Origin of the sequence: Nonomuraea sp. NPDC005501 (assembly GCF_040605905.1) — a bacterium.
Classification (GTDB): domain Bacteria; phylum Actinomycetota; class Actinomycetes; order Streptosporangiales; family Streptosporangiaceae; genus Nonomuraea.
Map to the genome: position 1 here is coordinate 32800 of NZ_JBEXDT010000065.1, position 23865 is coordinate 56664.

Sequence of the window (23865 nt, forward strand, 5' to 3'; positions counted from 1 at the left end):
CACGATCGAACCGTCGCGCCCAGGCCCGTGAGGTCCGGCAGCCCACAGGTGGCGCCCGTTGCGAGTGAGCGCATGATCTGCACGCCGACGGTCACCCAACACATGGTCGGGCCGGGCACCAGCCAGAGCCCACAAACGCCAAGACGACACAAGGGCTACGCGACAACCCGCAGGCACTACCCATGACTCCAGCGAAGCGTCCTCGCAAACCGTCATCCAGCTCAAGCGGGTATCCCCACCCGTCGCCACACAGCATTGGCCCTGGCCGAGATCATTCGGGGTGATGCCAGCATCATTCTTCGCCTACCTCGCTTGTTGACCTTCCGGATGAACCTGAGGCCGCCGGCCTGACAGAGCTCGTACAGCACGTGCCGGCAGACCGGGGCGTAGTCACACACCCGCACCCGTTCACTCCAATCCACTTCCGGCTCCCAGTCGATATCCATTGCCGCCCCGACGAGCAACGCCACCTGACACCTGCGGCAGAACTCCAGTTCCGAGGACATGCTCAGTATCGTACCGCATACGTATTCATAGGTCTAGCTCGTATCCACTGGTTCGCGCGTGCGTCTGCTTTGTACTTTGATGTACGGTTTGGTCTATACTCCCTGGGTGCTTGATCGTGAGGGTCCCGTGCCGATCTACAAGCAGGTCGCCGATCTGATCCGCGAGCAGATCGAACGCGGAGAACTGAAAGCCGGCGACCCCGTCCCCAGCGAGGCGAAGCTGGAGCGGGACTACGAGATCGCCCGTACCACCGCCCGGCGAGTCGCGCGTGAGCTGCGCGAGCAGGGGATGGCGTACACCATCCAGGGCGAGGGCACCTTCGTCGGACAGCCGGGTGGACCGCGGGCGGCACGGAAGGTGCCGCTGTACCAGAAGATCGCGGAAGAGATCGCCGAGCGGATCAAGCAAGGTGAGTTCCCGCCGAACCGGGCGATCCCCGGCGAGAAGTCCATGATGAGCGAATACGGCATCGCCAAGGTCACCGCCCGGCAGGCGGTGGCTCACCTCAGAGACCTGGGCTGGGTGTTCACCGTCCCCTACCGGGGCACGTTCGTGAGCACCCGCGACAAGTGGCCGGACGAACACCAGCAGTAGTCCTCCAAGGCCACGGCAACCCTCGTACGCTGAGCACCATGGTCGATCCCGAGGGTGACACTCATCTCTACCTTCAGATCAGCTCCATCCTTCGGACCCGGATCGTCAACGAGCTCCGGCCTGGCTCACCCGTGCCCAGCGAGGCGACGATCCAGCGGGAGTTCGGTGTGGCGCGCACGACCGCGCGGCGCGCGATCGGAGCTCTTCGCGCCGAAGGCCTCGTTCACACGGTTCAGGGCGAGGGCACGTTCGTGGGCCCCCGAAGAGACACGTCCCGCGATGCTCAGAAGATGCCGCTCTATCAGCAGATAGCGCAGGAGCTCCGCGATCGCATCATGGCCGGTGAGCTGCCGCCGAGGCGACCCATTCCGGCGGAGAGCGTGCTGGTAGGACAGTACAGCGTCGCGCGTGAGACCGTGCGACGAGCGATGGCGCTGCTTCGTGAGCAAGGGTGGATCTACACGGTCCCGCAGCGTGGGAGCTACGTCTGCCCCAAGGAGTCGTGGCCCGTCACGGCGGACGGGGGCGATGCCGAGTCAAAGGATTCGCCCATGCACTCCTCGCCGACCTGAGGGTGCCCGGGCTGCGGGAGAGGCCATACGGGCTTCTCCCCTTGCGCTTGTCGCCCTCCTTCTGTGCGAACGAGCGCAGCATGCGAGGATGGCGGGCGTGATCGACATAGGCCCGCTGCGTGTTGAGGATCGTGCCGCGTGGGAAGTGCTGGCGCGGGGATACAAGTCGTTCTACCGCACCGACGTCCCCGACGAGGGGTACGAGGAGACCTGGCGGCGGCTGATGGACGGCCGGGAGGTGCACGGGGTCGGGGCGTGGCTGGACGGGCAGTTGGTCGGCATCGCGCACTACCTGTTCCACGTGACCTTCTGGTCCGCCGAGTCCTGCTATCTGCAGGACCTGTTCGTCGGCGAGGCGGCGCGTGGGCAGGGGGCGGCTCGGGGGCTGATCGAGTGGGTGGCCGAGGAGTCGCGCAGGCGGGGCGCCGCTCGGCTGTACTGGACGACCAAGCAGGACAACGCCTCCGCCCGCGCCCTGTATGACAAGGTGGCGCGGTTCAACGGGTTCGTCCGGTACGACCTTCCCCTGGACCGGATCTCCTAGGGTGTGTTTCAAATGTGGTCACAGCCACTCGTTGATGGCGGCGATGGTCACGGTGGCTTCATAGCGGACGGCGAGCTTGTCGTACCTGGTCGCGACGGCCCGGTGGCGTTTGAGCCGGTTGATGCCGCATTCCACGGCGTGGCGCTCACGGTAGTCGATCTTGCAGAACGTGGGCGGCCGACCGCCTCGGCTGCCCCGGTTCTTGCGGTGGCGGATCTGATCGGCCTTCTCCGGGATCGTGCAGGTGATGCCGCGCCTGCGCAGGTAGGCGCGGTTGGTGCGCGAGCCGTACGCCTTGTCGGCACGGACCCTGTCGGGACGCTTGCGCGGGCGTCCCGGTCCGAGCCGGGGCACACTGATCCGCTCCAGCACGGGCTGGAACTGAGGAGAATCCCCGCGTTGACCAGCAGTGATGATCAGCGATAACAGCTTCTGGCCCTGCTCGACAGCCAGATGCAGCTTGGTGGTCAGCCCACCCCGAGAGCGGCCCAGCCCGTGGTCGGCGGGCTCGACATCGACGCCGCCGGGTGGCTCTACCTGCAGATCCCCCTTTTACGCGCACCAGCGGGCGTGCTGGTGCGCGCGGGTGATCGTGGAGTCCACGCTCACCTCCCAGGTGATCAGGCCCTTGGCGTTGGCTCTGGCCTGCAGTTCTTTCAAGATCCGCGACCAGGTGCCGTCCCGCTGCCACCGCCGAAACAGCCCGTACACCGTCTCCCACTCGCCGTACCGGGCGGGCACGTCCCGCCACGGCGCACCCGTTCGTGTCCGCCACCGGATCCCATCGATGAGCTGCCGTTTCGTCCACTTCGGCGGCCTGCCCGGCTTCTTACCGACCGGCAGCAACGGCTCCAGGACCACCCACTGAGCGGCAGTCAAATCACCACGACCCACACCAAGATCATCCCAGATGGATCGCTCGGGCGATCCACTGCTCACAACAGGCCCTAACGTTGATCCATGTCCGAAATGCCATCACGGGTCGAACTGCGCCCGCTCACCCTCTCCGACCAGGACGAGTTCTGCTCGCTCGTGCAGGCCAGCACCGAGCTGCACCTGCCATGGATGCAGCTGCCCGCGACCGCGGAGGAGTTCCAGGTCTGGATGCGCCGCTTCGACGACGGCACCAACCTGGGCTTTCTGATCCGTGTCCGGGAGACCGGTGCAGCCGCCGGCACGGTCAACATCAACTCGATCATCCGAGGCCGCTACCAGGGCGCGTCCCTCGGCTATGCAGCCTTCGCCCCGTCCGCAGGGCAGGGTTACATGACCGACGGGCTCACCGTCACCCTGCAGCACGCCTTCACCGACCTGCGGCTCCACCGGCTGGAGGCCAACATTCAGCCAGCGAACAAGGCATCCCTGGCCCTGGCCCAGCGCTTGGGCTTCCGTTACGAAGGGCTGTCGCCCGCCTACCTCTACATCGACGGGGCCTGGCGCGACCATGAACGCTGGTCCATTACCGCACCAAACCCCTGGAAACCCGATCCCTCCCTTCCAGAGGTATGAGCCACACGGCGCCGCTTATGAAACACGTCCTAGTACTCCAGCCGTAGATCGTGATCTCGATGGTGAGGGGCGTCGAGGCGGCAGGTGTCCAGCGTGGATCATCTCGCCCGATATCGCCCATGCCGTCGCGGGCGTCGGCTCCTTCTCCGTCTACCCGAGTTCACCGCGACGGAGGGCGTCCCTTATCTCGCTGAGCTTCGCGGTCGTTGCCGGGGTCCGCTCCTGTGCGCGTTCAGCGAGTCGGAGGGCATCGTCGATCTCGCTGAGCTTCCTGGAGGACAGGACGGCCGCCCGCTCTATCAGGTCGTCCCGGGACACGGTGGTCAGCCACGTGCACGGGATGAAGCCTGGACGCGGGAACGCGAGCCGCAGCACGCCTTCGAGCGGCAGGCCTTCACCGGCGCCGACCGTCACTTCGATGCCCAGACCGCTGATGTCGAGGCCCGCCGGAGCGACGACCTGCATCACCTGGAACCCGGACGCGTCGTCTCCTGACAGCAGTACGACCAACCTCCGCTCGTCGAACTGGACCCACCAGACTTCGCCACGTTGCACAAGCCCTCCGATACACAGGACGGCAGGCAGACGCTGCGCGACCTGACGCGGTGTGGAGACGGGTGCGGCCACCGTTGATGATCGGTGTGTGAAGACAAACGATCATGCGGTGGCCGCAGGTCACAGCGTAGACCCTGCCTGCTGGCAGGAGGCGTTCGAGGGCCTGATGAGCCGGATAGCGGACGCTTCACACGGGTCGAATCCCAACGCCGGGCCCGGAAGTTGGTACTCGGCCTGTTGTCGGACCTGCCGCGCAAGAACTGCTGGACCATCGAGAACGCCCAGGTCGCCGTCTACCTGATCTACGCCGGCCGCCGCGGGCACGCCGCAGTGGACCGGGAACTGTATGACCGATCCCCGGCCCGGGAGCCGGCAGCTGCTGATCCGCCGCAAGCGCAGCACCGGCGAACGTGCCTACTACCGCTGCTACTCGCCTGCCGCTGTGCCGCTGACCACCCTGGTGCGCGTCGCTGGGTCAAGGTAGCGGGTCGAGGAGTTCTTCCAGTCCGGCAAGGGCCTGGCGGCCCTGGACGAGCACCAGGTCCGCCGCTACCCGTCCTGGTCCCGCTGGGTCACCCTGGCCATGCTCGCGCATGCCTTCCTCGCTGTCCTCCGCGCGGACGAACACGAGGGTCATCCCTCGCCCGACGAGCTGATACCGCTCACTTGTGACGAGATCCAACGACTGTTCATCACGCTCGTCGACCGGACCGTCTTTGACCCTGTCCACCGACTTCGCTGGTCCGTCCGGCGACGCCGCCAGCAGGCCCGATCCCAGACCAGCCACTACCGGCGTCAAGCCGCTCAAGCATGAAGATCACGATCTACGGCTGTACTACTAGGCTCTGTCCCGCGACCCTGTGTCGGGGTCACGCGGCATGCGCTGGGGCAGCCACCGCAGAGCCGCGTCGGCGCAGTTCTCTGGGCTGCTGTTGAAGGCGATGGCCGCGTCGGGCGCGTGCCGGCGGACCAGATTGACCACCTTCTCGAAGAGTTCGAGCAACGGCTCGTGCGTGCGGATGCCGCCACCGATCACCACGCAGGCGTAGTCCTCGCGGGTCAGCGCCTCCTCGATCGCTCCTTCAGGGTTCTCCTCCAGTGCCACCAGGCACCAGTCGGCCTCGACGCCGTGGTCGTCGAAACGGGCCCGACCGCGTGCTATCGCCGCCTGGACAGGCTCGGGGTCCCAGCCCTGGATCTTGGCGGGATCGAGGCCGAGCACCAGCACTCGTGCCGTTGTCACGCGTCCTCCTCGCAGAACGGTTCCACGCCGGCGCGATGGTCGAAGGCGGTCACTGGGTCCATCGCCATAGCCGATCTCCTCCGGAGGCCGCACGTTGTCCCGATCCTGCCACGCGCTTCTCGCTACCGGGGCACCATCGACCTACCGGGGCACCATCGACGTCGACTCCATCCGCATCCGGCTCCGCCACCCCGTCACCTGATCACGGACGCGCCTGGGCGCCCTACGGCAGGAGGGCGTCGCCGAGCAGGCGCCAGTGCGGCATCGCGGTCCGGCCCGGCTCGATGCCGATCACCTGGACGCCGACGTGGTCCGCGCCGGCCTCGACGTGGCCGTGGAGCTTGTCGACGACGGCGTCCAGGTCGCCCCAGAACACCAGGTCGTCGACGAGGCGGTCGCTGCCGCCGTCAACGATCTCCTCCTCCGTGTAGCCCAGCCGGCGGAACTTCGCGATGTTGTACGGGCTGGTCAGGTAGGGGTGCAGGTGCTCCCGCGCGACGGCGCGGGCCTTGGCCGGGTCGGACTCCAGCAGCACCGGGTGCTCGACGCCCAGGAACGCGTCCGGCCCGAGGATCTCCCGCGACTGCGCGGTGTGGGCCACGTTGACGTGGTAGGCGTGGGCGCCGGCGGTGCGGTCGCGGGCGAGTTCGAGCATCTTCGGCCCGTACGCGGCCAGGATGCGGCGCATCGGGCCCGCCGGCCTGGGGTTGGGCGTGTCGACCGCGTCCATCTCGTCGAGGTACTCGGCCATGGCCGCCAGAGGCTTGACCCCCGGTCGCGCGAGGCCGCCGAATCCCAGACCGAGCACGTGCCGGTCAGGGTAGGCGTCCGCCAGGAGGAGCGCGGCGCCCTGCGTCCACCGGGCATCGCGCGACCAGATCTGCGCGATGCCGTTGACGACGTGCATCCGCTGGGTGCAGGAGAGCAGGTAGCCGGCGTGGGTGAGCGCCTCACGCCCCAGCAGCTCGGGGATCCAGAACGTCCGCCATCCCCGCTCCTCCAGCTCCTGGATCTCGTCGCGCATCCGCGCGGCGGGCTGACCCTCGAAGTCGAAGGTCCAGACGCCGTACGTCCCCAGTTCCAGGCCATCCAGGCTGCCCATCGAACGCCTCCTTGTCCACGTGCCACATTTGCCAACATATCGGACTATCGCAGAATCTCGATATGACAGGCAACCCGGGCGGCGACAGCAGACCCGTGAACCCCTAGAGGGTCTCTCCGAGGACGGTGACGAGCTGGGCGATGCGCTGCTCGTCACGCTTGTAGTGGGTCCACTTGCCCACGCGGGTGGACCGCACCAGGCCGGCCCGCTCCAGTTCGGCCATGTACGCCGACACCGTCGACTGGGCCAGCCCCGCCTTGGCCTGGATGTGGCTCACGCACACCCCGACCTCGGCCGGGTCGGCGATCGCCTGCTCGGGCGGGAAGTGGCGCTCCGGCTCGCGCAGCCACGACAGCAGTTGCAGGCGCATCGGGTTCGACAGCGCCCGCAACGCGCGGACCACGTCGGGATCCGGTGAAACCGCAGCCTCCGCCATAGGCCCAGGATATAGGGCACTACGAACGTTTCGAACGATTCCGATATGAAGGGACATGGGGGGCGGCCCGCCCCCTCAGAACACCGGGATGATGTCCTCCGGGTCGATGAAGTCCACCGGCACGCCTTCGAGGTCGAGCTCCGGGATGGCGGGGAAGTCGATCCCCCAGCGCTCGACGATGGCGCGGACGCGGGCCATGGCCACCCGCCAGTTCTCCGCCTGATCCTCGTACGACAGCACCCCGAGCCCCGCGTCGCGGGCGTGGTCCATGAGGACGCGGTGGTTGGCCAGGAAGTACGGCGGCAGCTCCCAGAAGCCACCGGGCGGCTCCCAGAGGATCATGGACAGGAACACGAACCCGGCCCGGAGCTGGCGGGTGATGAGGACGCGGGTGTCGTCGGTGAGGCCCGGCCACTCGTTCTCCAGGATGGTCATGCAGATCTGGAGGTGCCGCGACTCGTCGCGGCCGATGCGGTGGAACATCTCCCCGAACACCGGGTGCGTGGTCCCCGACGCCATCCCCCTGAACAGGGTGGACGCGGCCATCTCGCCCATCATGAAGCTGGTGAACAGCACGGGCAGGCTGTACTTGCCGACGGCGGTGTTGTAGCCGTTCCAGTAGCGGCCGCCGTTGTGGTACAGCCAGCCGATGTTGTTGTGCGCCGCCCGCTCCAGGTCGTCGGACGGCGTCCAGTCGAGGGGGCCGCCGGGCCAGAGCTTGGCGATCGCGCGCTGGCAGCACTCCTCGTGGTTCATCTCGTCGCGGGTGATGGAGAAGAAGCACTTGCGGACCGGGTCCTCCTCGTGCTTCTCGAACGCCTGGATGGTGGCCCGGGCGAAGACCGCCGGCCCCGAGGCGTCGAAGTTCGCCAGCACGGCGAACCAGTACATGATGCCGAGCCGCTGCTCGCGGGTGAAGTCGGCCGGGTCGAGGCCGTCCCAGGGCAGGTCGGCGGGGTTCCAGACCGTGCGCTTGGACTTCTCGTAGATGGCCGCGAGCTTGGCGGTCTCGACCCGCCACTCCATCGGGTAAATGTTCGGCTGCGGGATCTCCGGGGCCGGCCAGAAGCCGCCCTCCGGGATCGTGAGGTCCGCCATGTGACACCTCCACCCCCCATCCTGCGCGGAGCCGTCATGCCTGGCAAGCGTCTGAGCCGCATGACGCGGCGGGTTCACGTACGGGTGCGCTGGGTGATCGCCACACAGGCCAGCACGGCCAGCGCCCCCGCCACCGTCACCGCCCCGAACCGCTCCCCCAGCAGGAACCACGCCCACACCAGTGTCAGCACCGGCTGCGTGAGCTGCGTCTGGCCCGCGCGGGCGATCCCGCCCCTGGCCAGGCCGGCGTACCAGGGGATGAAGCCGACGAACATCGACACCACCGCCACGTACGCGAAGCCGGCGAGCGCCTCGGCCGACGGATGGACCGGCGTCGTCACGGCCAGCACGGCGGTCACGGGCGCGGTGAGCGGGAGGGACACGACGAGCGCGTACGAGATGACCTGCCAGCCGGGCGTGTCACGGGCGAGCCGGCCGCCCTCGGTGTAGCCGACGGCCGCCGACAGGAGCGCGCCGACGAGCAGCAGGTCGGCCCACGTGCCCGTCACGCCGGAGCGGGTGAGCGTGAACGCGGTGATCGCGAGGGCGCCGGCCGCGCAGGCGACCCAGAACAGCGGCCGGGGGCGCTCGCCGGCGCGCAGCACGGCGCAGGCGGCGGTGGCGGCGGGGAGGAGGCCGATCACGACGGCCGAGTGGGCGGTCGTCGCCCCGAGATGCAGCGCCAGGCCGCTGAAGACCGGGAACCCGAACACGACGCCGAGCGAGATCAGCGCGTACGAGCCCCACTGGCGCCGGGGCGGCAGGAGCGGGAGCCGGGCGGCCCGGAGGCAGGCGAGCGCGATGACGGCGGCCACGACGGCCCGGCCGACGGCGACGAGCCACGGGTCGAAGCCCCGCATCGCGAACACGGTGGCCGGCATCGAGCCCGAGAAGGCCAGCACGCCGAGGAAGGCGAGCCCCGTCCCGCCCTGCCTCGTGACCTGGGCCGGGCGGACCGCTATCTCGTCCGCGACGATAGCGCTATTCTGGTCTTTCATGGACAACGATAGCAGTATCGCCCAGATCGCCGCGATACTGCGCGAGGAGGCAGGCCGGCTCCGGCCCGGCGACCGCCTGCCGTCCAGCCGGGAGGTCATGCGGCGCCACAACGTCAGCCCGGTGACCGTCTCCAGGGCCCTGGGCCGGCTCGCCGCCGAGGGTGTGGTGGTCACGCGGCCGGGCAGCGGCGCGTTCGTGGCGCACCGCACCGAGCGGCCCGCCGCCGCGCCGGACCTGTCATGGCAGACGGTCGCGCTGGGCGATCGGGTGGTGGACGAGTCGGCCGTGGTGGCCCTGCTGAGCGGGCCGCCCGAGGGCGTGGTGCCGCTGACCGGCGGCTACCCGCACCCGGGGCTGCGGCCGGACCGGCAGCTCGCGGCCGCGGCGGCGCGGGCGGTCCGCCGGCCGGACGCCTGGGCGATGCCGCCGCTGAACGGTCTGGCCGAGCTGCGCCGCTGGTTCGCGGCCGAGGCGGGCGGTGACGTGACGGCCGCCGACGCGCTGATCGTGAGCGGTGGCCAGGCGGCCCTGACGCACGCCTTCCGGGCCCTCGCCGCCCCCGGCACGCCGGTGCTGGTGGAGACGCCGACCTACCCGGGCGCCCTGGCGGCGGCCAGGGCCGCGGGGCTGCGGCCCACGGCCGTGCCGATGGACCGCGACGGCGTACGGCCCGACCTGCTGGCCGAGGCGTTCGCCGTGACGGGAGCGCGGGTGTTCTTCACCCAGCCGACGCTGCACAACCCCACGGGCGTCACGTCACCGCGCGAGCGCCGCGAGCAGGTGCTGCGGGTGGCGCGGGCGGCGGGCGCGTTCGTGATCGAGGACGACTTCGCCCGCTACCTGACCGGCCAGGCGCCGCCGCCGATGGTCTCCATGGACGAGCACGGCGTCGTCGTCCACATCGCCTCGCTCACCAAGGCGCTGTCGCCGAGCATGCGGGTGGCGGCCGTGATCGCGCGCGGGCCGGCGGCGCACCGGCTGCGGGCGAGCCAGCTCGTGGAGTCGTTCTTCGTGGCGCGGCCGTTGCAGGAGACGGCGGTGGAGTTCCTCGGCTCGGCGGCGTGGGGGCGGCACCTGTCGGCGCTGCACGCCGAGATCGCGACCCGCCGCGACGCGATGGCGGCCGAGCTGGCCCGGCGCATGCCGGAGGCGGAGCCGCACCTGCTGCCGAGGGGCGGCATGCACCTGTGGCTGCGGCTGCCGCCCGAGGTGGACGAGACGGCCCTGGTCGAGGCGGCCAAGCGTAACGGCGTGCTGGTGAGCCCGGGGCGGATGTACTACCCGTCGGAGCCGCCGGGGCCGCGCGTGCGGGTCACGCACATCGCGGCGACGCACCTGGCCGAGCTGGCGGAGGGGGTACGGCGGCTGGCCGACGCTCTCCACCGCGTGTCATGAGTGCGGGCCGGCGAAGACCTCGTAGTGCTCGACCGTCAGCTCCCGGTCCACCAGGTAGGCGTCGTCCTCGGGGTAGAAGACCGCGGTCTCCGGCGCGTCGCCGGCGAACGCCCTGACCGCCTCCCACGACTCCCACAGCGAGATCAGGAAGAACTCGGTGCGGTCGCCGTCGTCACGCCGGGTGAAGTAGGCCCCCCGGTTGCCCGGTGTCGAGGCGTAGCCGGGGAACCCGGTGCGCATCAGGTAGTCCTCGTAGGCCGAGGCGTCCTGGGCCCTGGTCCATCCCCGCCAGGTGCGAACGATCATAGGGATCACCGTACAGTGGTGGCATGCTGGCACCCGCGGAGCTCATGCGCGACTTCGTGAACACGTTGGACGTGGAGTCCGGGGCGGACGAGCTGGCCTCCCCGGCGGAGCTGGCGTTGTGGCTGCGCGAGCGCGGCCTGGCCGGCCCGCTCGACCGGGCCGTGGACGACGACCTGACCACCGCGCTGGCACTGCGCGAGGGGCTGCGCGCCGCGCTCCGCCGGCAGGACGGCGGAAGCGGCGGGTTACCTCTCCTGCCGCTCCGGCTGGCGATCGACCCGAGGCCCCGGCTGGTGGCGGTCGAGAGCGGGATCCCGGGGGCGCTGGCCGTGATCGCCGCCGCGGTCACCGACGCCTCCTGGGACCGGCTCAAGGTGTGCGCGGAGATCACCTGCGAGTGGGCGTTCATCGACTTCTCGAAAAATCGATCTCGCTCGTGGTGCTCCATGCGGGTCTGCGGCAACCGCACCAAAACGCGCGCCTACCGGGCGAGGAAGCAGGGTTCGCGTCGTCTCCAAGCCTCAAACACCGATACGGTGTAACTCGTGCCTTGTGGCACGAACGGCAGGCGAAGGAGCGGGCCGAGATGGCAGACGTAGGCGTCCGGGCGGCCCGGCGCGAGGATGTGCTCCAGGTGGCGAATGTTCAGATCCGCGCCTGGCGCTACGGCTATCGGGATTTCCTGCCCGAGGGCCCTTTGGAGCAGATGACCGGCCCGGCGGCCGAGAAGATGTGGCTGCGCCAGTGGGACGAGGCGATCGTCGCCCCGCCCACGTCGAGGCACCGGGTGCTGGTCGCGGTGGAGACCATCCTCGACACCGAGGGGTTCCCCGCGCTCGGCGTGGGCGGCAGCGGCGTCCCCGCCACCCCGCGAGGCGGTGAGCGCGTGGTGGGCCTTGCCTCGCACGCGCCGGCCGAGGACCCCGACCTCGACCCCACCGAGGTGGCCGAGATGCTGACGCTGCTGGTGGACCCGGACTTCGTCCGGCGCGGCCACGGCAGCCGCCTGCTCAACGCGACGGTCGACCACCTGCGCCAGGACGGTTACCGGCAGATCGCCACGTGGGTGTTCGCCGACAACTACGCGGTGCTGGGCTTCCTGGAGTCGGCCGGCTGGGGCGAGGACATGGCCGAGCGCGTGCTCGACATGGGTCGCTCGATCCGCATGGTCCGGCTCACCACCGACATCAGCTAAGGATCTCCGAGATGGCAACCCCCGGCCAGTGGATCGCCGGCGCGCGTCCCCGCACCCTGCCCAACGCCGTCGTGCCCGTCGTGGTCGGCACCGGCGTGGCGATCGGCGAGGGACAGCCGATCTGGTGGCGCGCGGTCGTCGCGCTGCTCGTGGCGCTGCTGCTGCAGATCGGCGTCAACTACGCCAACGACTACAGCGACGGCGTGCGCGGCACGGACGACGAGCGGGTGGGCCCCATGCGGCTCGTCGGCTCGCGGGCCGCGACGCCGCCGCAGGTGCTGGCCGCCGCGTTCGGCTGCTTCGCCGCGGCGGCGGTGCTCGGGCTGACCCTCGTGATCGCCACCCGGGCGTGGTGGATCCTGCTCGTGGGCGCCGCGTCGATCGCCGCCGCCTGGTTCTACACGGGCGGCAAGAACCCGTACGGCTACCGGGCGCTGGGCGAGGCGGCCGTGTTCGTCTTCTTCGGCCTGGTGCCGGTGATGGGCACGGCGTACGTGCAGACCGAGCAGCTCTCGTGGGCGGCGCTGCTGGCCTCGATCCCGGTGGGGCTGCTGTCGTGCTCGATGCTCGTGGTCAACAACCTGCGGGACGTGACGACCGACGCGCCGGCCGGCAAGCGGACGCTCGCGGTGGTGCTGGGCGCCGAGCGCACGCGCACGCTGTACGCCGTGTGCCTGATCGCGCCGTTCGTGGTGGCGGTCGCGATGCTCCCGTGGGCGCCGCTGGCCCCGCTCGCGGTGCTGGCGGCGCCGCTGGCGGTCATGCCGGTCAAGACGGTGCTGCACGGCGCGGTCGGGCCGGCGCTGATCGGCGTGCTGCAGGCGACGGGCAAGCTGCAGATGGCGTACGGCCTGCTGTTCGCGATCGGCCTGGCCGTCAGCCTCTGACCCCCCGCCGAAGGCGAGCGGCGCGGGCAGGCCGAAGGCGGCCGCGATCCGTCATCAGCGGACCGCCGCGCTCATGACGACGCCGCGCTCATGACGACACGGGGCGCCACCTCGATGCCCAGCTCGCGCTCGTGCTCCACCAGCGCCCGCAGCTCCGGCCCCCACGCCTCCTCCGGCAGCACGCCGAAGCCGTGCCGTTCGTACCAGGGGGCGTTCCACGGCACGTCCCGGAACGTCGTCAGCGTCACCGCGGGAGCGCCGCACGCCAGCGCGTGGTCGCGCACCGCCGCGACCAGCCGCCCGCCGATCCCCTGCCGCATCCGCTCGGGACGCACGGCGAGCTGTTCCAGGTGGAGGTTGCCGTCCACCCGTCCCACCAGGGCGAAGCCCACCGGCGGGGACCCCTCGACCAGGACCGACGAGGGGTCTTCGACCTCCTCGACCTGCGTCGTCCCCGCCGGGAACGTGATCCCGACCTGCTCGAACAACGCGTCGGCGGCCAGCTCTATCTCCACCAGGCCGGGCAGTTCCCCGGCGTCGGCCCATCGCACCATGGCGACACGGTCTCATGTTCGGGCGGGACGGCGCCTCTGTAATAGTGTGCAGAGCGTGTGGCTCGGCGGTGCGGCGCCGAGGCTCCTTCCGCACCCGTGCCCACTCGCCTGCTCGCAGGCGGTGGGCACGCCGTGTCTCTCCGGGGCTCCGAGTCTCAGAGGTCCAGCAGGGGCTCCAGGCCCACGGTGAGGCCGGGCAGCTCCCGCACCCTGCGCACGCCGAGCAGCACGCCCGGGGTGAACGCGGCCCGGCTCATCGTGTCGTGCCGGATGGTGAGGATCTCGCCGCCGCCGCCGAGCAGCACCTCCTGGTGCGCGATCAGCCCCGCCAGCCGGACGGCGTGCACGTGGACGCCGCCCACGTCGGCGCCGCGCGCGCCATCGAGCTCGGTGCTGGTGGCGTCGGGCATGGCGCCCAGTCCGGCCTTGGCCCGCGACTCGGCCACCAGCTCCGCGGTACGGCGGGCGGTGCCGGAGGGGGCGTCGGCCTTGTTCGGGTGGTGCAGCTCGACGATCTCGACCGACTCGAAGTGGCGGGCCGCCTGCTGCGCGAAGTGCATCATCAGCACGGCCGCGATCCCGAAGTTGGGCGCGATCAGGGCGTTGGTGCCCGGTGAGGCCGCCAGCCAGCCGCGTACGGTGTCGAGCCGCGCGGCGTCGAACCCGGTGGTGCCGACCACCGGGTGGATCCCGTGCCCGATCGCCCACTCCAGGTTGCCCATGACGACGTCGGGATGGGTGAAGTCGACCACCACCTCGGCGCCTTGCAGGCCCTCGACGGCGTCGTCCTTGTCGAGCGCGGCCACCAGCTCCATGTCGGAGGCCGCCTCGACCGCCTTGCACACCTCGACGCCGACACGACCGCGGGCGCCGAGCACACCTACCTTGATCACACGGTCAACCCTATACGGCCGGTCCGCGCGGGCCACAGGAGGACCCGCGCGGAGCGGCCGGCGTCAGGAGATGGCGCCGGAGAAGTCCTTGTCACCGTACGGGCCGATCACGGCGAGCGTGAGCGGCCGGGTGAGGACGTCGGCGGCCACCTCGGCGACCTCGTCGGGCGTGACCGCGTCGATGCGCGCCAGCACCTCGTCCACGGACAGCAGCTCGTCGTAGACCAGCTCGTTCTTGCCGATCCGCGACATGCGCGAGCCGGTGTCCTCCAGGCCGAGGACGAGCCCGCCGCGCATCTGGCCCTTGCCGCGGACGATCTCGTCGGCGTCCAGCCCCTCCGAGACCACCCGGGCGACCTCGTCCCGGCAGATCTTCAGCACATCGTCGATCTTGGACGGGAGGCAGCCGACGTAGATGCCGAACTGCCCGGTGTCGGCGTAGGCCGAGGTGTAGCTGTAGGCCGAGTAGGCCAGGCCGCGCTTCTCCCGGATCTCCTGGAAGAGCCGCGACGACATGCCGCCGCCGAGCGCGGCGTTGAGCACGCCGAGCGCGAAGCGGCGGTCGTCGGTCCGGGACATGCCGGTGGTGCCGAGCACCAGGTTGGCCTGCTCGGTGGGACGGTCGAGCACCGTCACGCCGGAGTGCGTCTCGATGCCCGGCCCGGTGGTGCGCGGCGGGTCGCAGTCGAGGGGCCCGCCGAGCGCGCCCGCCCGCTCGTACGCCCGCGCGACCAGCTCGACGACGTCCTCGTGCCGGACGTTGCCGCAGACCGAGACGACCGTGCGGCGCGGCTCGTAGTAGCGGCGGTAGTACTCGGCGATCCGCTCACGGGGGAGCTCGTTGATCGACTCGACCGTGCCCAGGATGGGCCGCCCGATCGGGGAGTCGCCGTACAGCGCCGCCGCGAACTGCTCGTACACGACGTCGGACGGGTCGTCGTCGTGCATGGCGATCTCCTCCAGGATCACGCCCCGCTCGGACTCCACGTCGTCGTCGGTGATGAGCGAGCTGGTCACCACGTCGGCGAGCACATCGACCGCGACGGCCAGGTCCTCGTCGAGGACCCGCGCGTAGTAGCAGGTGTACTCCTTGGCGGTGAACGCGTTGATCTCGCCGCCGATGCCCTCGATGGAGGCCGAGATCTCCATCGCGTCACGCGTGGGGGTGCCCTTGAACAGGAGGTGTTCGAGGAAATGGGTGGCCCCCATGTGCTCGGGGGCCTCGTCCCGGGAACCGATGCCGACCCACATGCCGACCGCGACACTGCGCACGGTCGGCATGGTCTCGGTCACCACGCGCAGTCCACCGGGGAGAACGGTGCGCCTGACGACCCCGGCCCCTTCACGGCCGGGGTGCAGCGTGGTGGTGAGGGTCACGAGTTGCGGTCGTCGGCGTCGTCGCGGGGAGCGCGAACCCGCGTGCGGGTGCGGCGGGGCCGCTCCTCACGGGGCTTGTCGTCGGCGGCCGGGGCCCCGTCCGCCGAGGCCTGCTCGCCCCCGGACTCGGCCTTGCCCTCCTGCTCGGCGGCCTCCTTCTCGATGACCTCGACGGGCACGAGGGAGAGCTTGCCGCGCTGGTCGATCTCGGCGATCTCCACCTGGATCTTCTCGCCGACGCTCATGACGTCCTCGACGTTCTCGATGCGCTTGCCGCCGTGCAGCTTGCGGATCTGCGAGACGTGCAGCAGGCCGTCCTTGCCCGGCATGAGCGAGACGAACGCGCCGAACGCGGCGATCTTGACGACCGTGCCGAGGTAGCGCTCGCCCACCTCCGGCATGTGCGGGTTGGCGATGGCGTTGATCGCCGAACGGGCCGCCTCGGCGGACGGGCCGTCGGTGGCGCCGATGTAGATCGTGCCGTCGTCCTCGATGGTGATCTCGGCGCCCGACTCGTCCTGGATCTGGTTGATCATCTTGCCCTTCGGGCCGATGACCTCGCCGATCTTGTCGACCGGGACCTTGATCGTGATGATGCGCGGCGCGGTCGGGTTCATCTCCGCCGGGGAGTCGATCGCCTCCTGCATCACGTCGAGGATCGCCAGGCGAGCGCCCTTGGCCTGCTTGAGGGCACCGGCCAGCACGCTGGCGGGGATGCCGTCGAGCTTGGTGTCGAGCTGCAGGGCGGTGATGACGTCCTTGGTGCCGGCGACCTTGAAGTCCATGTCGCCCATGGCGTCCTCGGCGCCGAGGATGTCGGTCAGCGTCACGTAGCTGTCGCCCTCGCCGATCAGCCCCATCGCGATGCCCGCGACCATGGCCTTGAGCGGCACACCGGCGTCGAGCAGCGCCATCGTGGAGGCGCAGACCGAGCCCATCGAGGTGGAGCCGTTGGAGCTGAGAGCCTCGGACACCTGCCGGATCGCGTACGGGAACTCCTCACGCGTGGGCAGGACCGGGATCAGCGCCCGCTCGGCCAGCGCGCCGTGGCCGATCTCGCGCCGCTTGGGCGAGCCGACCCGGCCGGTCTCACCGGTGGAGTAGGGCGGGAAGTTGTAGTTGTGCATGTAGCGCTTGGTCCGCTCAGGGTTGAGCGTGTCGATGACCTGCTCCATGCGCAGCATGTTGAGCGTCGTGATGCCCAGGATCTGGGTCTCGCCGCGCTCGAACAGGGCCGAGCCGTGCACCCGGGGCACCACGTGGACCTCGGCCGACAGGGCGCGGATGTCCTTGGTGCCACGGCCGTCGATGCGGATGCCCTCGCTGATGACCCGCTCACGCATGAGCTTCTTCATCACCGAGCGGAACGCGGCGCTGATCTCCTTCTCGCGTCCCTCGAACTCGGGCAGCAGCTTCTCGGCGGCCAGCGCCTTGACCTTCTCCAGCTCCGCCTCGCGCTCCTGCTTGGGAGCGATGGTCAGCGCGGCGGCCAGCTCGGTCTTCACCGCGTTCTCGACCGCGGCGTAGACGTCCTCCTGGTAGTCGAGGAAGACGGCGTACTCGGCGGTCTCCTTCGCGGCGACCTGTGCGATGCGCGACTGCGCCTCGCACAGCACCTTGATGAACGGCTTGGCGGCCTCCAGGCCCTGCGCGACCGTCTCCTCGGTCGGGGCCACGGCGCCGTCGGCCACCAGCTTCAGCGTGTCCTTGGTGGACTCGGCCTCGACCATCATGATGGCGACGTCGCCGTCGGCCAGCACCCGGCCGGCCACGACCATGTCGAAGGTGGCCCGCTCCAGCTCGGAGTGGGTCGGGAAGCCCACCCACTGGCCGTCGATCAGCGCGACGCGGACGCCGCCGATCGGGCCGGAGAACGGCAGGCCGGCCAGCTGCGTCGACAGCGACGCGGCGTTGATCGCGACCACGTCGTACAGGTGGTCGGGATTGAGCGCCATGACGGTCGCGACGACCTGGACCTCGTTGCGCAGGCCCTTGACGAACGACGGGCGCAACGGCCGGTCGATCAGGCGGCAGGTGAGGATGGCGTCCTCGGAGGGACGGCCCTCACGCCGGAAGAACGAGCCGGGGATGCGGCCCGCGGCGTACATGCGCTCCTCGACGTCCACCGTGAGCGGGAAGAAGTCGAGGTTCTCCTTGGGCTGCCGGGACGCGGTGGTCGCGGACAGCACCATCGTGTCGCTGTCGAGATACGCGACGGCCGAACCCGCCGCTTGACGCGCCAGACGACCGGTCTCGAACCGGATCGTGCGCGAGCCGAACGCGCCGTTGTCGATAACGGCTTCGGCGGTGTGGACACCCTCCACGGGGGACCTCCTTTTGGTCGGTCACCCGCGCCCTCTTTTCTCACCGGCACCCTCGTTAGGTGCAGCGCCGGTCTTCGATCGAAGCGCCCGGTCTTGCTTACCGGAAGCCACTACCGAGGACCGGCCCGCAGGCGTCGCGGGTCGCATGGTGCTGAGCGGACGCGGGGGCTGTAGTGTCTCGGATCTTCAGTTGTATGCCAGATGCCCGCCGCGTCAGCGGCGACACACCGGCCTTCTGCGCCATATGAGAAGGGAGCGACGCGGACGCCGCTCCCTCACCATGTTATCGCCGCAGGCCGAGCCGCTCGATGAGCGACCGGTAACGCGCGATGTCGACCTTCTGCAGGTACTTCAGCAGGCGGCGCCGGCGTCCGACGAGCAGCAGCAGACCACGACGGCTGTGGTGGTCGTGCTTGTGCGTCTTCAGGTGCTCGGTCAGCTCGCTGATGCGCTTGCTGAGCAGCGCGATCTGCACCTCGGGCGACCCGGTGTCGCCGTCGGCCGTCGCGTACTCGGCGATGATGGTCTTCTTGGCAGCGGTGTCGAGGGACACGGCTCTCCTTCAATCTACGGGCACGCCTGCGAACAGGAAGAGCGAGCGACCGTGCGTGCCTACAGTCACCGCAGCGAAGGCCGTCAGGGCAGCGCGCTGCGGCGCCGTCACAGAGCCGACATGCAAGAGTACCACCACGTGTGGCGTGTCCACGTACTCCGCGTGACGCCGGGGGCCAGGAGGCGGGCCGCGACGGCGGTCAGGCGGTCAGGCGGCGGGCCGCGGCGACGTCGGCGTTGATCTGCTCGACCAGCGCCTCGATCGAGTCGAAGCGGGTGTTGCCGCGCAGCCGGGCCGCGAACTCCACCGCGACGTGCACGCCGTAAAGCTCCAGGTCGTCGCGGTCCAGCGCGTACGCCTCGACGGTGCGCGGCACGCCCTCGAACGTCGGGTTGGTGCCGATCGAGATGGCGGCGGGCCAGCGCTCGCCCGCGTAGACGACCGGCAGGTTGGCGACGGGCACGCACTCCATCCACCCGGCGTAGACCCCGTCGGCGGGGATGGCCGTGTGCGGCGGCGTCTCGACGTTGGCCGTGGGGAAGCCGAGCTGACGGCCGCGCTGGTAGCCGCGTACCACGACGCCCTCGACCCGGTGCGGGCGGCCGAGCTCCGCGGCGGCGCCCTCGACGTCGCCCGCCACCAGCCGCTCCCGGACACCGGCGCTGGAGACCCCGTCGAGCAGCGGGACGGTCTCCACCGTGAAGTCGTGCTTGTCCCCCAGCGCGCGCAGCGTCTCGACGTCGCCCGCCGCGCGGTGACCGAACGTGAAGTCCTCGCCGACCACGACCGTCGCGGCGCGCAGCCGGTCGGACAGCACGGCCTCGGCGAAGTCGTCGGCGCTCGTGCGCGACAGCTCCAGCGTGAACTCCAGCACGCACAACTCGTCCACACCCAGCGCGGTCAGCAGCTCCGCGCGCCGCCGCGGCGTGGTCAGCCTGGGCGTCCGCGAGCCGGGCACGACGACGTCGTCGGGGTGCGGCTCGAACGTGACGGCCACGCAGCGCGCCCCCAGCTCGCGGGCGGCGGCGACGGCCCGCTCGATCACCCGCCGGTGTCCGCGGTGAACGCCGTCGAAGACGCCGACGGCGACCACGGATCTCTCCGAACCCTGCACGCCACCCTGCACGCCGGCCCCATTCGCTCGTGGCGGATCAGTCCCCCCAAGCCTGCCATGCGGCCGGGCGTTCGCTCCAATCGAGGGGGGCGATGGAGAGGGGTACCATCGGTCGCACCATGCCTCGATACGCGCTGCTGATCCTGCCCGCCTACAACCGCGTCTACGGCGAGAGCTCTCCCCGGCTGACCCGGGCCGAACTGGCCGTCTTCAGCGAGCGGGGGCTGCGCGGCGCCGTGTCCGACATCGGCGAGACGCGCATCGGCGGCCTGCCGTACGTGACGTTCGAGACGCCCGAGCCGCTGGGCGAGGACGACGTCGCGCTGCTGTCCAACCTCTCGTCGGTCTACGCCCTCTTCGGGATGGAGGGGTCCGGGATGGAGGGGTCCGGGATGGAGGGCGAGCTGCTGCGGCCGCTGGGCATGCGGCCGCTCGACCGGCTGAGCAGCGACCTGCTCACGATCCAGAAGTACGCGGGCAAGACCAACGAGCACTTCACCAAGCTGCTGCTCAACGTCACCGTGCTGGCCTCCGACTTCCCGCTGGGCGGCAGGCTGTCCGTCTTCGATCCGATGTGCGGGCGCGGCACCACCCTCAACCAGGCCCTCATGTACGGCTACGACGCCTACGGGCTGGACGTGGACGGCAAGGACGTCGAGGCCTACACCGGGTTCGTCAAGACGTGGCTGCGCAACAAGCGGCTCAAGCACACGGCCGAGACCGTGCCGGTGCGCCGCGAGCGGGCGCTGGTGGGCAGGCGGCTCAACGTCGCCTTCGCGCTGTCGAAGGACGAGTTCAAGGCGGGCGACGTGCAGCACGTCTCCGTGGTCAACGCCGACACCCTGCGCAGCCGCGAGTTCTTCAAGCCCCGCTCGTTCGACGTGATCGTGACCGACGCCCCGTACGGCGTGCAGCACGGCAGCCACGGCGGGCGGGCCGGCGGCAAGGGACTGTCGCGCAGCCCCCTGGAGCTGATCTCCAAGGCCGTGCCGGTGTGGGCGGAGCTGCTACGGCCCGGCGGGGCGCTGGGCGTGTCGTGGAACACCTACGGCGGCGGCCGGGAGGAGCTGGCTGCCATCCTCGCCTCGGCGGGGCTGGAGGTGGCGGCGCTCCCCGACTTCGAGCACTGGGTGGACCAGGCCATCGTGCGCGACCTCATGGTGGCCCGCAAGCCGTAGGGTTCGGCTCTCTCGCGTCCGGGTCCACCGCACAGCGGGAGGGGCCGCTAGGAGACGAAGACCGCCAGCGGGCGGGCCGTGCGGCCCTGCTCCTCCACCAGCGCCAGCAGGTCGCCGTCCGGGCCGAACACCCCGATCGGCCCCGCGCCCAGCCCCGCGGCGGGCAGCCGCCCACCGTGGCGGACCAGCGTCGCCTGCTCGGCCGTGACGTCGCGCCGGGGAAAGGCCGCCGCGACCGCCTCGCCGATGGGCAGGACGACGCACTCCTGCGCCAGCTCGTCCAGCGTGCGGGCCATCGACAGGTCGTACGGGCCGACCCGCGTGCGGCGCAGCCGGGTCAGGTGGCCGCCGACGCCGAGGCCCGAGCCGAGGTCACGGGCCAGGGCCCGGATGTAGGTGCCGCTGGAGCAGGTGACCACCGCGTCCACGTCCACCACGTCGTCGTGGGCGCGCACGTCGAGCACCTCGAATCCGTACACGGTGACCGGCCGGGCGGCCAGCTCCACCTCCTCGCCGGCGCGGGCCCGCTTGTAGGCGCGCTGCCCGTCCACCTTGATCGCGCTGACCTGCGGCGGGATCTGCATGATCTCGCCGGTGAGGGCGGCCACGCCCTTGTGGACCTCCGCCGGGGTGACGGCGGCGGCCGAGGCCGTGGCCGTGACCTCGCCCTCGGCGTCGTCGGTGTTGGTGGTCACGCCGAGCCGCATGGTCGCCGTGTAGACCTTCTCGGTCAGCGCCAGGTGGCCGAGCAGCCGGGTCGCCTTCTCCACGCCCACCACCAGCACGCCCGTCGCCATCGGGTCGAGCGTGCCCGCGTGGCCGAGCCGGCGCGTGCCCGCGAGGCGGCGCATCCTGGCCACCACGTCGTGCGACGTCCAGTCGGCGGGCTTGTCGACGATGATCAGGCCACTCTCGGCCATCTAGACCTTCCTCAGAAGCTCGCGGAACCTCGCCATGGTCTCCTCGACGCCGTCGTGCGAGGTGAACCCGGCGGCGCGGTGGTGCCCGCCGCCGCCCATCGCCGCGCACACCGCCGCGACGTCCACCGCGCCCTTGGAGCGGGTGGACACCTGCCAGGCGCCGTCGTCGTCCTCCTTGCACACCACCGCCACCTCGGCCTCGTCGGCCCGGCGCACGATGTCGATGACGCCTTCGAGCTCGCTGTACGGCAGGCCGTACGCGGCCCGGTCGACCCGCGTCACGTACGTCCACACGAGCCCGTCCTCCAGCTTCACCCGGTCGAGCGCGGCGGCGAGCACCTTGAGGTAGCCGAACGGCGAGCGGTCCCACAGCTCCCGGGCGATCTCGTCGGTGCGCAGTCCGGTGGCGACCAGTCGCGCGGCCATCTCGTGGGCCGCGGGAGAGGTCGAGGAGTGCCGGAAGGACCCGGTGTCGGTCACCAGCCCCGCGTACAGGCACGTCGCGATGTCACGGTCCAGGGTGCCGCCGAGACGGTAGATGAGCTGCTCGGCGAGCATGGCCGTGGCGGCCGCCTTCGGGGAGATGAGGCCGAGCGTGCCGAACCCGGAGCACGACGGGTGGTGGTCCACCACGATGAGCTCGCGGGCGGCGGCGGCGTTCGCGCCGAGCAGGCCGAGCCGGTCGGACGACGCCGAGTCGAAGGTGATCATCAGCTCGGGCGCGGCCGGGAAGTCCTGGGGCGGGCTCAGCATGTCCTGGCCCGGCAGGAACCCGAGCAGGCGCGGCACCGCGAACCGGCGGTCGCCGAACGACGCGACGACCCGCTTGCCCAGCGAGCGCAGCACGAAGCCGGTGGCCAGCATCGAGCCGAGCGCGTCGCCGTCGGGCGACACGTGACAGGCGAGGGCGATCTCGTCGGCCCGGGAGATGAGCTCGACCGCCCGCTCCCAGGCCGCCTCGGGGACGCCGCCGCCCAACGGGTCCTGGCCCGTCACGCCGCGGTCTCCCGTGGCGCCGGCCTCCGGCGGGACGACCGCGCGGCCGGGAGGCGCCGTTCGATCAGGAGGCGCCGTGTGGTCGGAAGGCGCCGTCCAGGTGTGGACGTCGGGCGTCACGGCGCCGGGTGTCCCGCCTGGTCGTCCTCCTCCTCATCGGCCTTCTTGTAGGGGTCGGCCTCGCCCGCGTAGGCGGCCCCCTCGGCCTTGCGCGCCACTTCGGCGTCCTTCGCCCGTGCCGCGTTGATGAGGGTGTCGAGCTGCCGCGCGCTGTCGGGCAGCGGGTCGTGCTTGAACGTCAAGGTCGGGGTGAACCGCACACCTGTCTGCCGGCCCACCTCCGCCCGGATGACACCCTTGGCGCTCTCCAGGGCGGCGGCGCTGTCGGCGCGCTCGGCGTCGGAGCCGAACACCGTGTAGAAGACCGTGGCCTCGCGCAGGTCAGCGGTGATGCGCGTGTCGGTCACGGTGACGAAGCCCAGGCGCGGGTCCTTGATCCGCCGCTCCAGCATCTCGGCGACGATCTGCTGGATGCGGTCGGCGAGCTTGCGCGCTCGCGCTGCGTCCACCATGTTCGCTCCCCCTCACGCACGACGCCTGTCGTGCAGTCGTTCAGTCTTCGTCGTTGTAGAGCCGCTGCCTGGCCGACAGCAGCTCGATCTCAGGCCGGAACGCCACCAGCCGCTCGCAGGCGTCCATCACTTCCTTGCAGTTGGCCGCCGAGGCCGACACCACCGCGATGCCGACCTCCGCCCGGCGATGCAGGTCGAGATGGCCGGTCTCGGCCACGGCCACGGCGGGAAAGCGCCGCTGCACCTCCGCGACCAGGGGACGCACGACGGAGCGCTTCTGCTTCAGCGAGTGGACGTCGCCGAGCAGGATGTCCAGGGTAAGAGCACCCACATACATCGTTGGTTGCCACCGCTTGTCCTGGTGAGTGAGACGCACGCCGGTCCTGCTGCGGTGGGGACCAGGCCCGGGCGTGCGAGGGGCGCTCGGCGGATGGTCCGCCGA

At 70.6% G+C, this 23865-nt stretch carries 26 protein-coding genes and 2 pseudogenes; 10 read left to right on the plus strand and 18 right to left on the minus strand.

Annotation, left to right across the window (positions count from 1 at the left end):
* Positions 1–612: 612 nt before the first annotated feature.
* The 3 genes from ABZS51_RS27780 to ABZS51_RS27790 all read left to right on the plus strand — a co-directional run bounded on the left by ABZS51_RS27780 (position 613) and on the right by ABZS51_RS27790 (position 2217).
* Entirely contained in the window at positions 613–1101 is a 489-nt protein-coding gene (locus tag ABZS51_RS27780; RefSeq protein WP_355446811.1) for a GntR family transcriptional regulator, read from the plus strand.
* Between the two features lie 38 nt (positions 1102–1139).
* Positions 1140–1673, plus strand: coding sequence for a GntR family transcriptional regulator (locus tag ABZS51_RS27785; protein WP_355446814.1), 534 nt, complete (start codon positions 1140–1142; stop codon positions 1671–1673).
* Positions 1674–1770: 97 nt separating this feature from the next.
* A complete protein-coding gene (locus ABZS51_RS27790; protein WP_355446817.1) occupies positions 1771–2217 on the plus strand; it encodes a GNAT family N-acetyltransferase in 447 nt (148 codons plus the stop codon).
* An 18-nt stretch (positions 2218–2235) separates the two neighbouring features.
* On the opposite strand, the pseudogene ABZS51_RS27795 reads toward ABZS51_RS27790, so the two are convergent.
* A pseudogene (locus ABZS51_RS27795) lies at positions 2236–3111 on the minus strand (IS5 family transposase).
* A gap of 66 nt (positions 3112–3177) precedes the next feature.
* Between ABZS51_RS27795 and ABZS51_RS27800 the strand changes: the two are divergent.
* Positions 3178–3726, plus strand: coding sequence for a GNAT family N-acetyltransferase (locus ABZS51_RS27800; RefSeq protein WP_310716131.1), 549 nt, complete (start codon positions 3178–3180; stop codon positions 3724–3726).
* A 150-nt stretch (positions 3727–3876) separates the two neighbouring features.
* Here ABZS51_RS27800 and ABZS51_RS27805 read toward each other — a convergent pair whose 3' ends face one another.
* Positions 3877–4281 (minus strand): type II toxin-antitoxin system PemK/MazF family toxin, encoded by a 405-nt coding sequence (locus tag ABZS51_RS27805; RefSeq protein ID WP_355446820.1) that lies wholly within the window; start codon positions 4279–4281, stop codon positions 3877–3879.
* Between the two features lie 141 nt (positions 4282–4422).
* Between ABZS51_RS27805 and ABZS51_RS27810 the strand changes: the two are divergent.
* Positions 4423–5095, plus strand: a pseudogene (locus tag ABZS51_RS27810) (hypothetical protein).
* Between the two features lie 24 nt (positions 5096–5119).
* On the opposite strand, the gene ABZS51_RS27815 reads toward ABZS51_RS27810, so the two are convergent.
* From ABZS51_RS27815 to ABZS51_RS27835, 5 genes are all read right to left on the minus strand, one after another.
* Complete coding sequence (locus ABZS51_RS27815; RefSeq protein WP_355446823.1) at positions 5120–5524, minus strand: hypothetical protein; 405 nt, start codon at positions 5522–5524, stop codon at positions 5120–5122.
* 223 nt (positions 5525–5747) lie between these two features.
* Positions 5748–6626, minus strand: a complete 879-nt coding sequence (locus ABZS51_RS27820; RefSeq protein ID WP_355446826.1) for a TIGR03620 family F420-dependent LLM class oxidoreductase — start codon at positions 6624–6626, stop codon at positions 5748–5750.
* Positions 6627–6729: 103 nt separating this feature from the next.
* Complete coding sequence (locus ABZS51_RS27825) at positions 6730–7062, minus strand: metalloregulator ArsR/SmtB family transcription factor (protein ID WP_355446829.1); 333 nt, start codon at positions 7060–7062, stop codon at positions 6730–6732.
* 75 nt (positions 7063–7137) lie between these two features.
* On the minus strand, positions 7138–8160 hold the full coding sequence (locus tag ABZS51_RS27830) for a hypothetical protein (RefSeq protein ID WP_310710535.1): 1023 nt from the start codon (positions 8158–8160) through the stop codon (positions 7138–7140).
* 74 nt (positions 8161–8234) lie between these two features.
* Entirely contained in the window at positions 8235–9158 is a 924-nt protein-coding gene (locus ABZS51_RS27835) for a DMT family transporter (RefSeq protein WP_355446832.1), read from the minus strand.
* Between ABZS51_RS27835 and ABZS51_RS27840 the strand changes: the two genes are divergently transcribed.
* Entirely contained in the window at positions 9157–10554 is a 1398-nt protein-coding gene (locus tag ABZS51_RS27840) for a PLP-dependent aminotransferase family protein (RefSeq protein WP_355446835.1), read from the plus strand. The genes ABZS51_RS27835 and ABZS51_RS27840 overlap by 2 nt on opposite strands.
* On the opposite strand, the gene ABZS51_RS27845 is transcribed toward ABZS51_RS27840, so the two are convergent.
* Positions 10549–10860: a hypothetical protein gene (locus ABZS51_RS27845; protein WP_310717367.1), complete on the minus strand. Its 312-nt coding sequence runs from the start codon at positions 10858–10860 to the stop codon at positions 10549–10551. The genes ABZS51_RS27840 and ABZS51_RS27845 overlap by 6 nt on opposite strands.
* A gap of 23 nt (positions 10861–10883) precedes the next feature.
* Here ABZS51_RS27845 and ABZS51_RS27850 point away from each other — a divergent pair, with 23 nt between their 5' ends.
* Genes ABZS51_RS27850 through ABZS51_RS27860 form a run of 3 tightly spaced genes read left to right on the plus strand, consistent with a single transcriptional unit; the run spans position 10884 to position 12942 of the window.
* Positions 10884–11402, plus strand: coding sequence for a CGNR zinc finger domain-containing protein (locus ABZS51_RS27850; RefSeq protein WP_355446838.1), 519 nt, complete (start codon positions 10884–10886; stop codon positions 11400–11402).
* A gap of 44 nt (positions 11403–11446) precedes the next feature.
* On the plus strand, positions 11447–12055 hold the full coding sequence (locus ABZS51_RS27855; RefSeq protein WP_310717365.1) for a GNAT family N-acetyltransferase: 609 nt from the start codon (positions 11447–11449) through the stop codon (positions 12053–12055).
* A gap of 11 nt (positions 12056–12066) precedes the next feature.
* Complete coding sequence (locus tag ABZS51_RS27860; protein WP_355446841.1) at positions 12067–12942, plus strand: 1,4-dihydroxy-2-naphthoate polyprenyltransferase; 876 nt, start codon at positions 12067–12069, stop codon at positions 12940–12942.
* Positions 12943–13013: 71 nt separating this feature from the next.
* On the opposite strand, the gene ABZS51_RS27865 is transcribed toward ABZS51_RS27860, so the two are convergent.
* From ABZS51_RS27865 to ABZS51_RS27890, 6 genes are all read right to left on the minus strand, one after another.
* Positions 13014–13496, minus strand: coding sequence for a GNAT family N-acetyltransferase (locus tag ABZS51_RS27865; protein ID WP_355446844.1), 483 nt, complete (start codon positions 13494–13496; stop codon positions 13014–13016).
* A 155-nt stretch (positions 13497–13651) separates the two neighbouring features.
* On the minus strand, positions 13652–14389 hold the full coding sequence (dapB, locus tag ABZS51_RS27870) for a 4-hydroxy-tetrahydrodipicolinate reductase (RefSeq protein ID WP_355446847.1): 738 nt from the start codon (positions 14387–14389) through the stop codon (positions 13652–13654).
* Between the two features lie 63 nt (positions 14390–14452).
* A complete protein-coding gene (locus ABZS51_RS27875; RefSeq protein WP_355446850.1) occupies positions 14453–15766 on the minus strand; it encodes a pitrilysin family protein in 1314 nt (437 codons plus the stop codon).
* Positions 15763–18090 (minus strand): polyribonucleotide nucleotidyltransferase, encoded by a 2328-nt coding sequence (locus ABZS51_RS27880; protein ID WP_355446853.1) that lies wholly within the window; start codon positions 18088–18090, stop codon positions 15763–15765. The genes ABZS51_RS27875 and ABZS51_RS27880 overlap by 4 nt, the downstream gene beginning before the upstream one ends.
* A gap of 283 nt (positions 18091–18373) precedes the next feature.
* Positions 18374–18643: a 30S ribosomal protein S15 gene (rpsO, locus tag ABZS51_RS27885; RefSeq protein ID WP_219471539.1), complete on the minus strand. Its 270-nt coding sequence runs from the start codon at positions 18641–18643 to the stop codon at positions 18374–18376.
* Between the two features lie 199 nt (positions 18644–18842).
* On the minus strand, positions 18843–19757 hold the full coding sequence (locus ABZS51_RS27890; RefSeq protein ID WP_355446856.1) for a bifunctional riboflavin kinase/FAD synthetase: 915 nt from the start codon (positions 19755–19757) through the stop codon (positions 18843–18845).
* Positions 19758–19876: 119 nt separating this feature from the next.
* Here ABZS51_RS27890 and ABZS51_RS27895 point away from each other — a divergent pair, with 119 nt between their 5' ends.
* On the plus strand, positions 19877–20935 hold the full coding sequence (locus ABZS51_RS27895) for an SAM-dependent methyltransferase (RefSeq protein WP_355446859.1): 1059 nt from the start codon (positions 19877–19879) through the stop codon (positions 20933–20935).
* Positions 20936–20982: 47 nt separating this feature from the next.
* Here ABZS51_RS27895 and truB read toward each other — a convergent pair whose 3' ends face one another.
* From truB to ABZS51_RS27915, 4 genes are all read right to left on the minus strand, one after another.
* Positions 20983–21855 carry a tRNA pseudouridine(55) synthase TruB gene (gene truB / locus ABZS51_RS27900; protein ID WP_355446862.1) on the minus strand — a complete coding sequence of 291 codons (873 nt, stop codon included), beginning with the start codon at positions 21853–21855 and terminating at the stop codon, positions 20983–20985.
* Positions 21856–22851, minus strand: coding sequence for a bifunctional oligoribonuclease/PAP phosphatase NrnA (locus ABZS51_RS27905; protein ID WP_355446865.1), 996 nt, complete (start codon positions 22849–22851; stop codon positions 21856–21858).
* Between the two features lie 116 nt (positions 22852–22967).
* Positions 22968–23423, minus strand: coding sequence for a 30S ribosome-binding factor RbfA (gene rbfA, locus ABZS51_RS27910; RefSeq protein WP_310717355.1), 456 nt, complete (start codon positions 23421–23423; stop codon positions 22968–22970).
* A gap of 40 nt (positions 23424–23463) precedes the next feature.
* Positions 23464–23760: a DUF503 domain-containing protein gene (locus ABZS51_RS27915; RefSeq protein ID WP_310717354.1), complete on the minus strand. Its 297-nt coding sequence runs from the start codon at positions 23758–23760 to the stop codon at positions 23464–23466.
* Between the last annotated feature and the right edge of the window lie 105 nt (positions 23761–23865).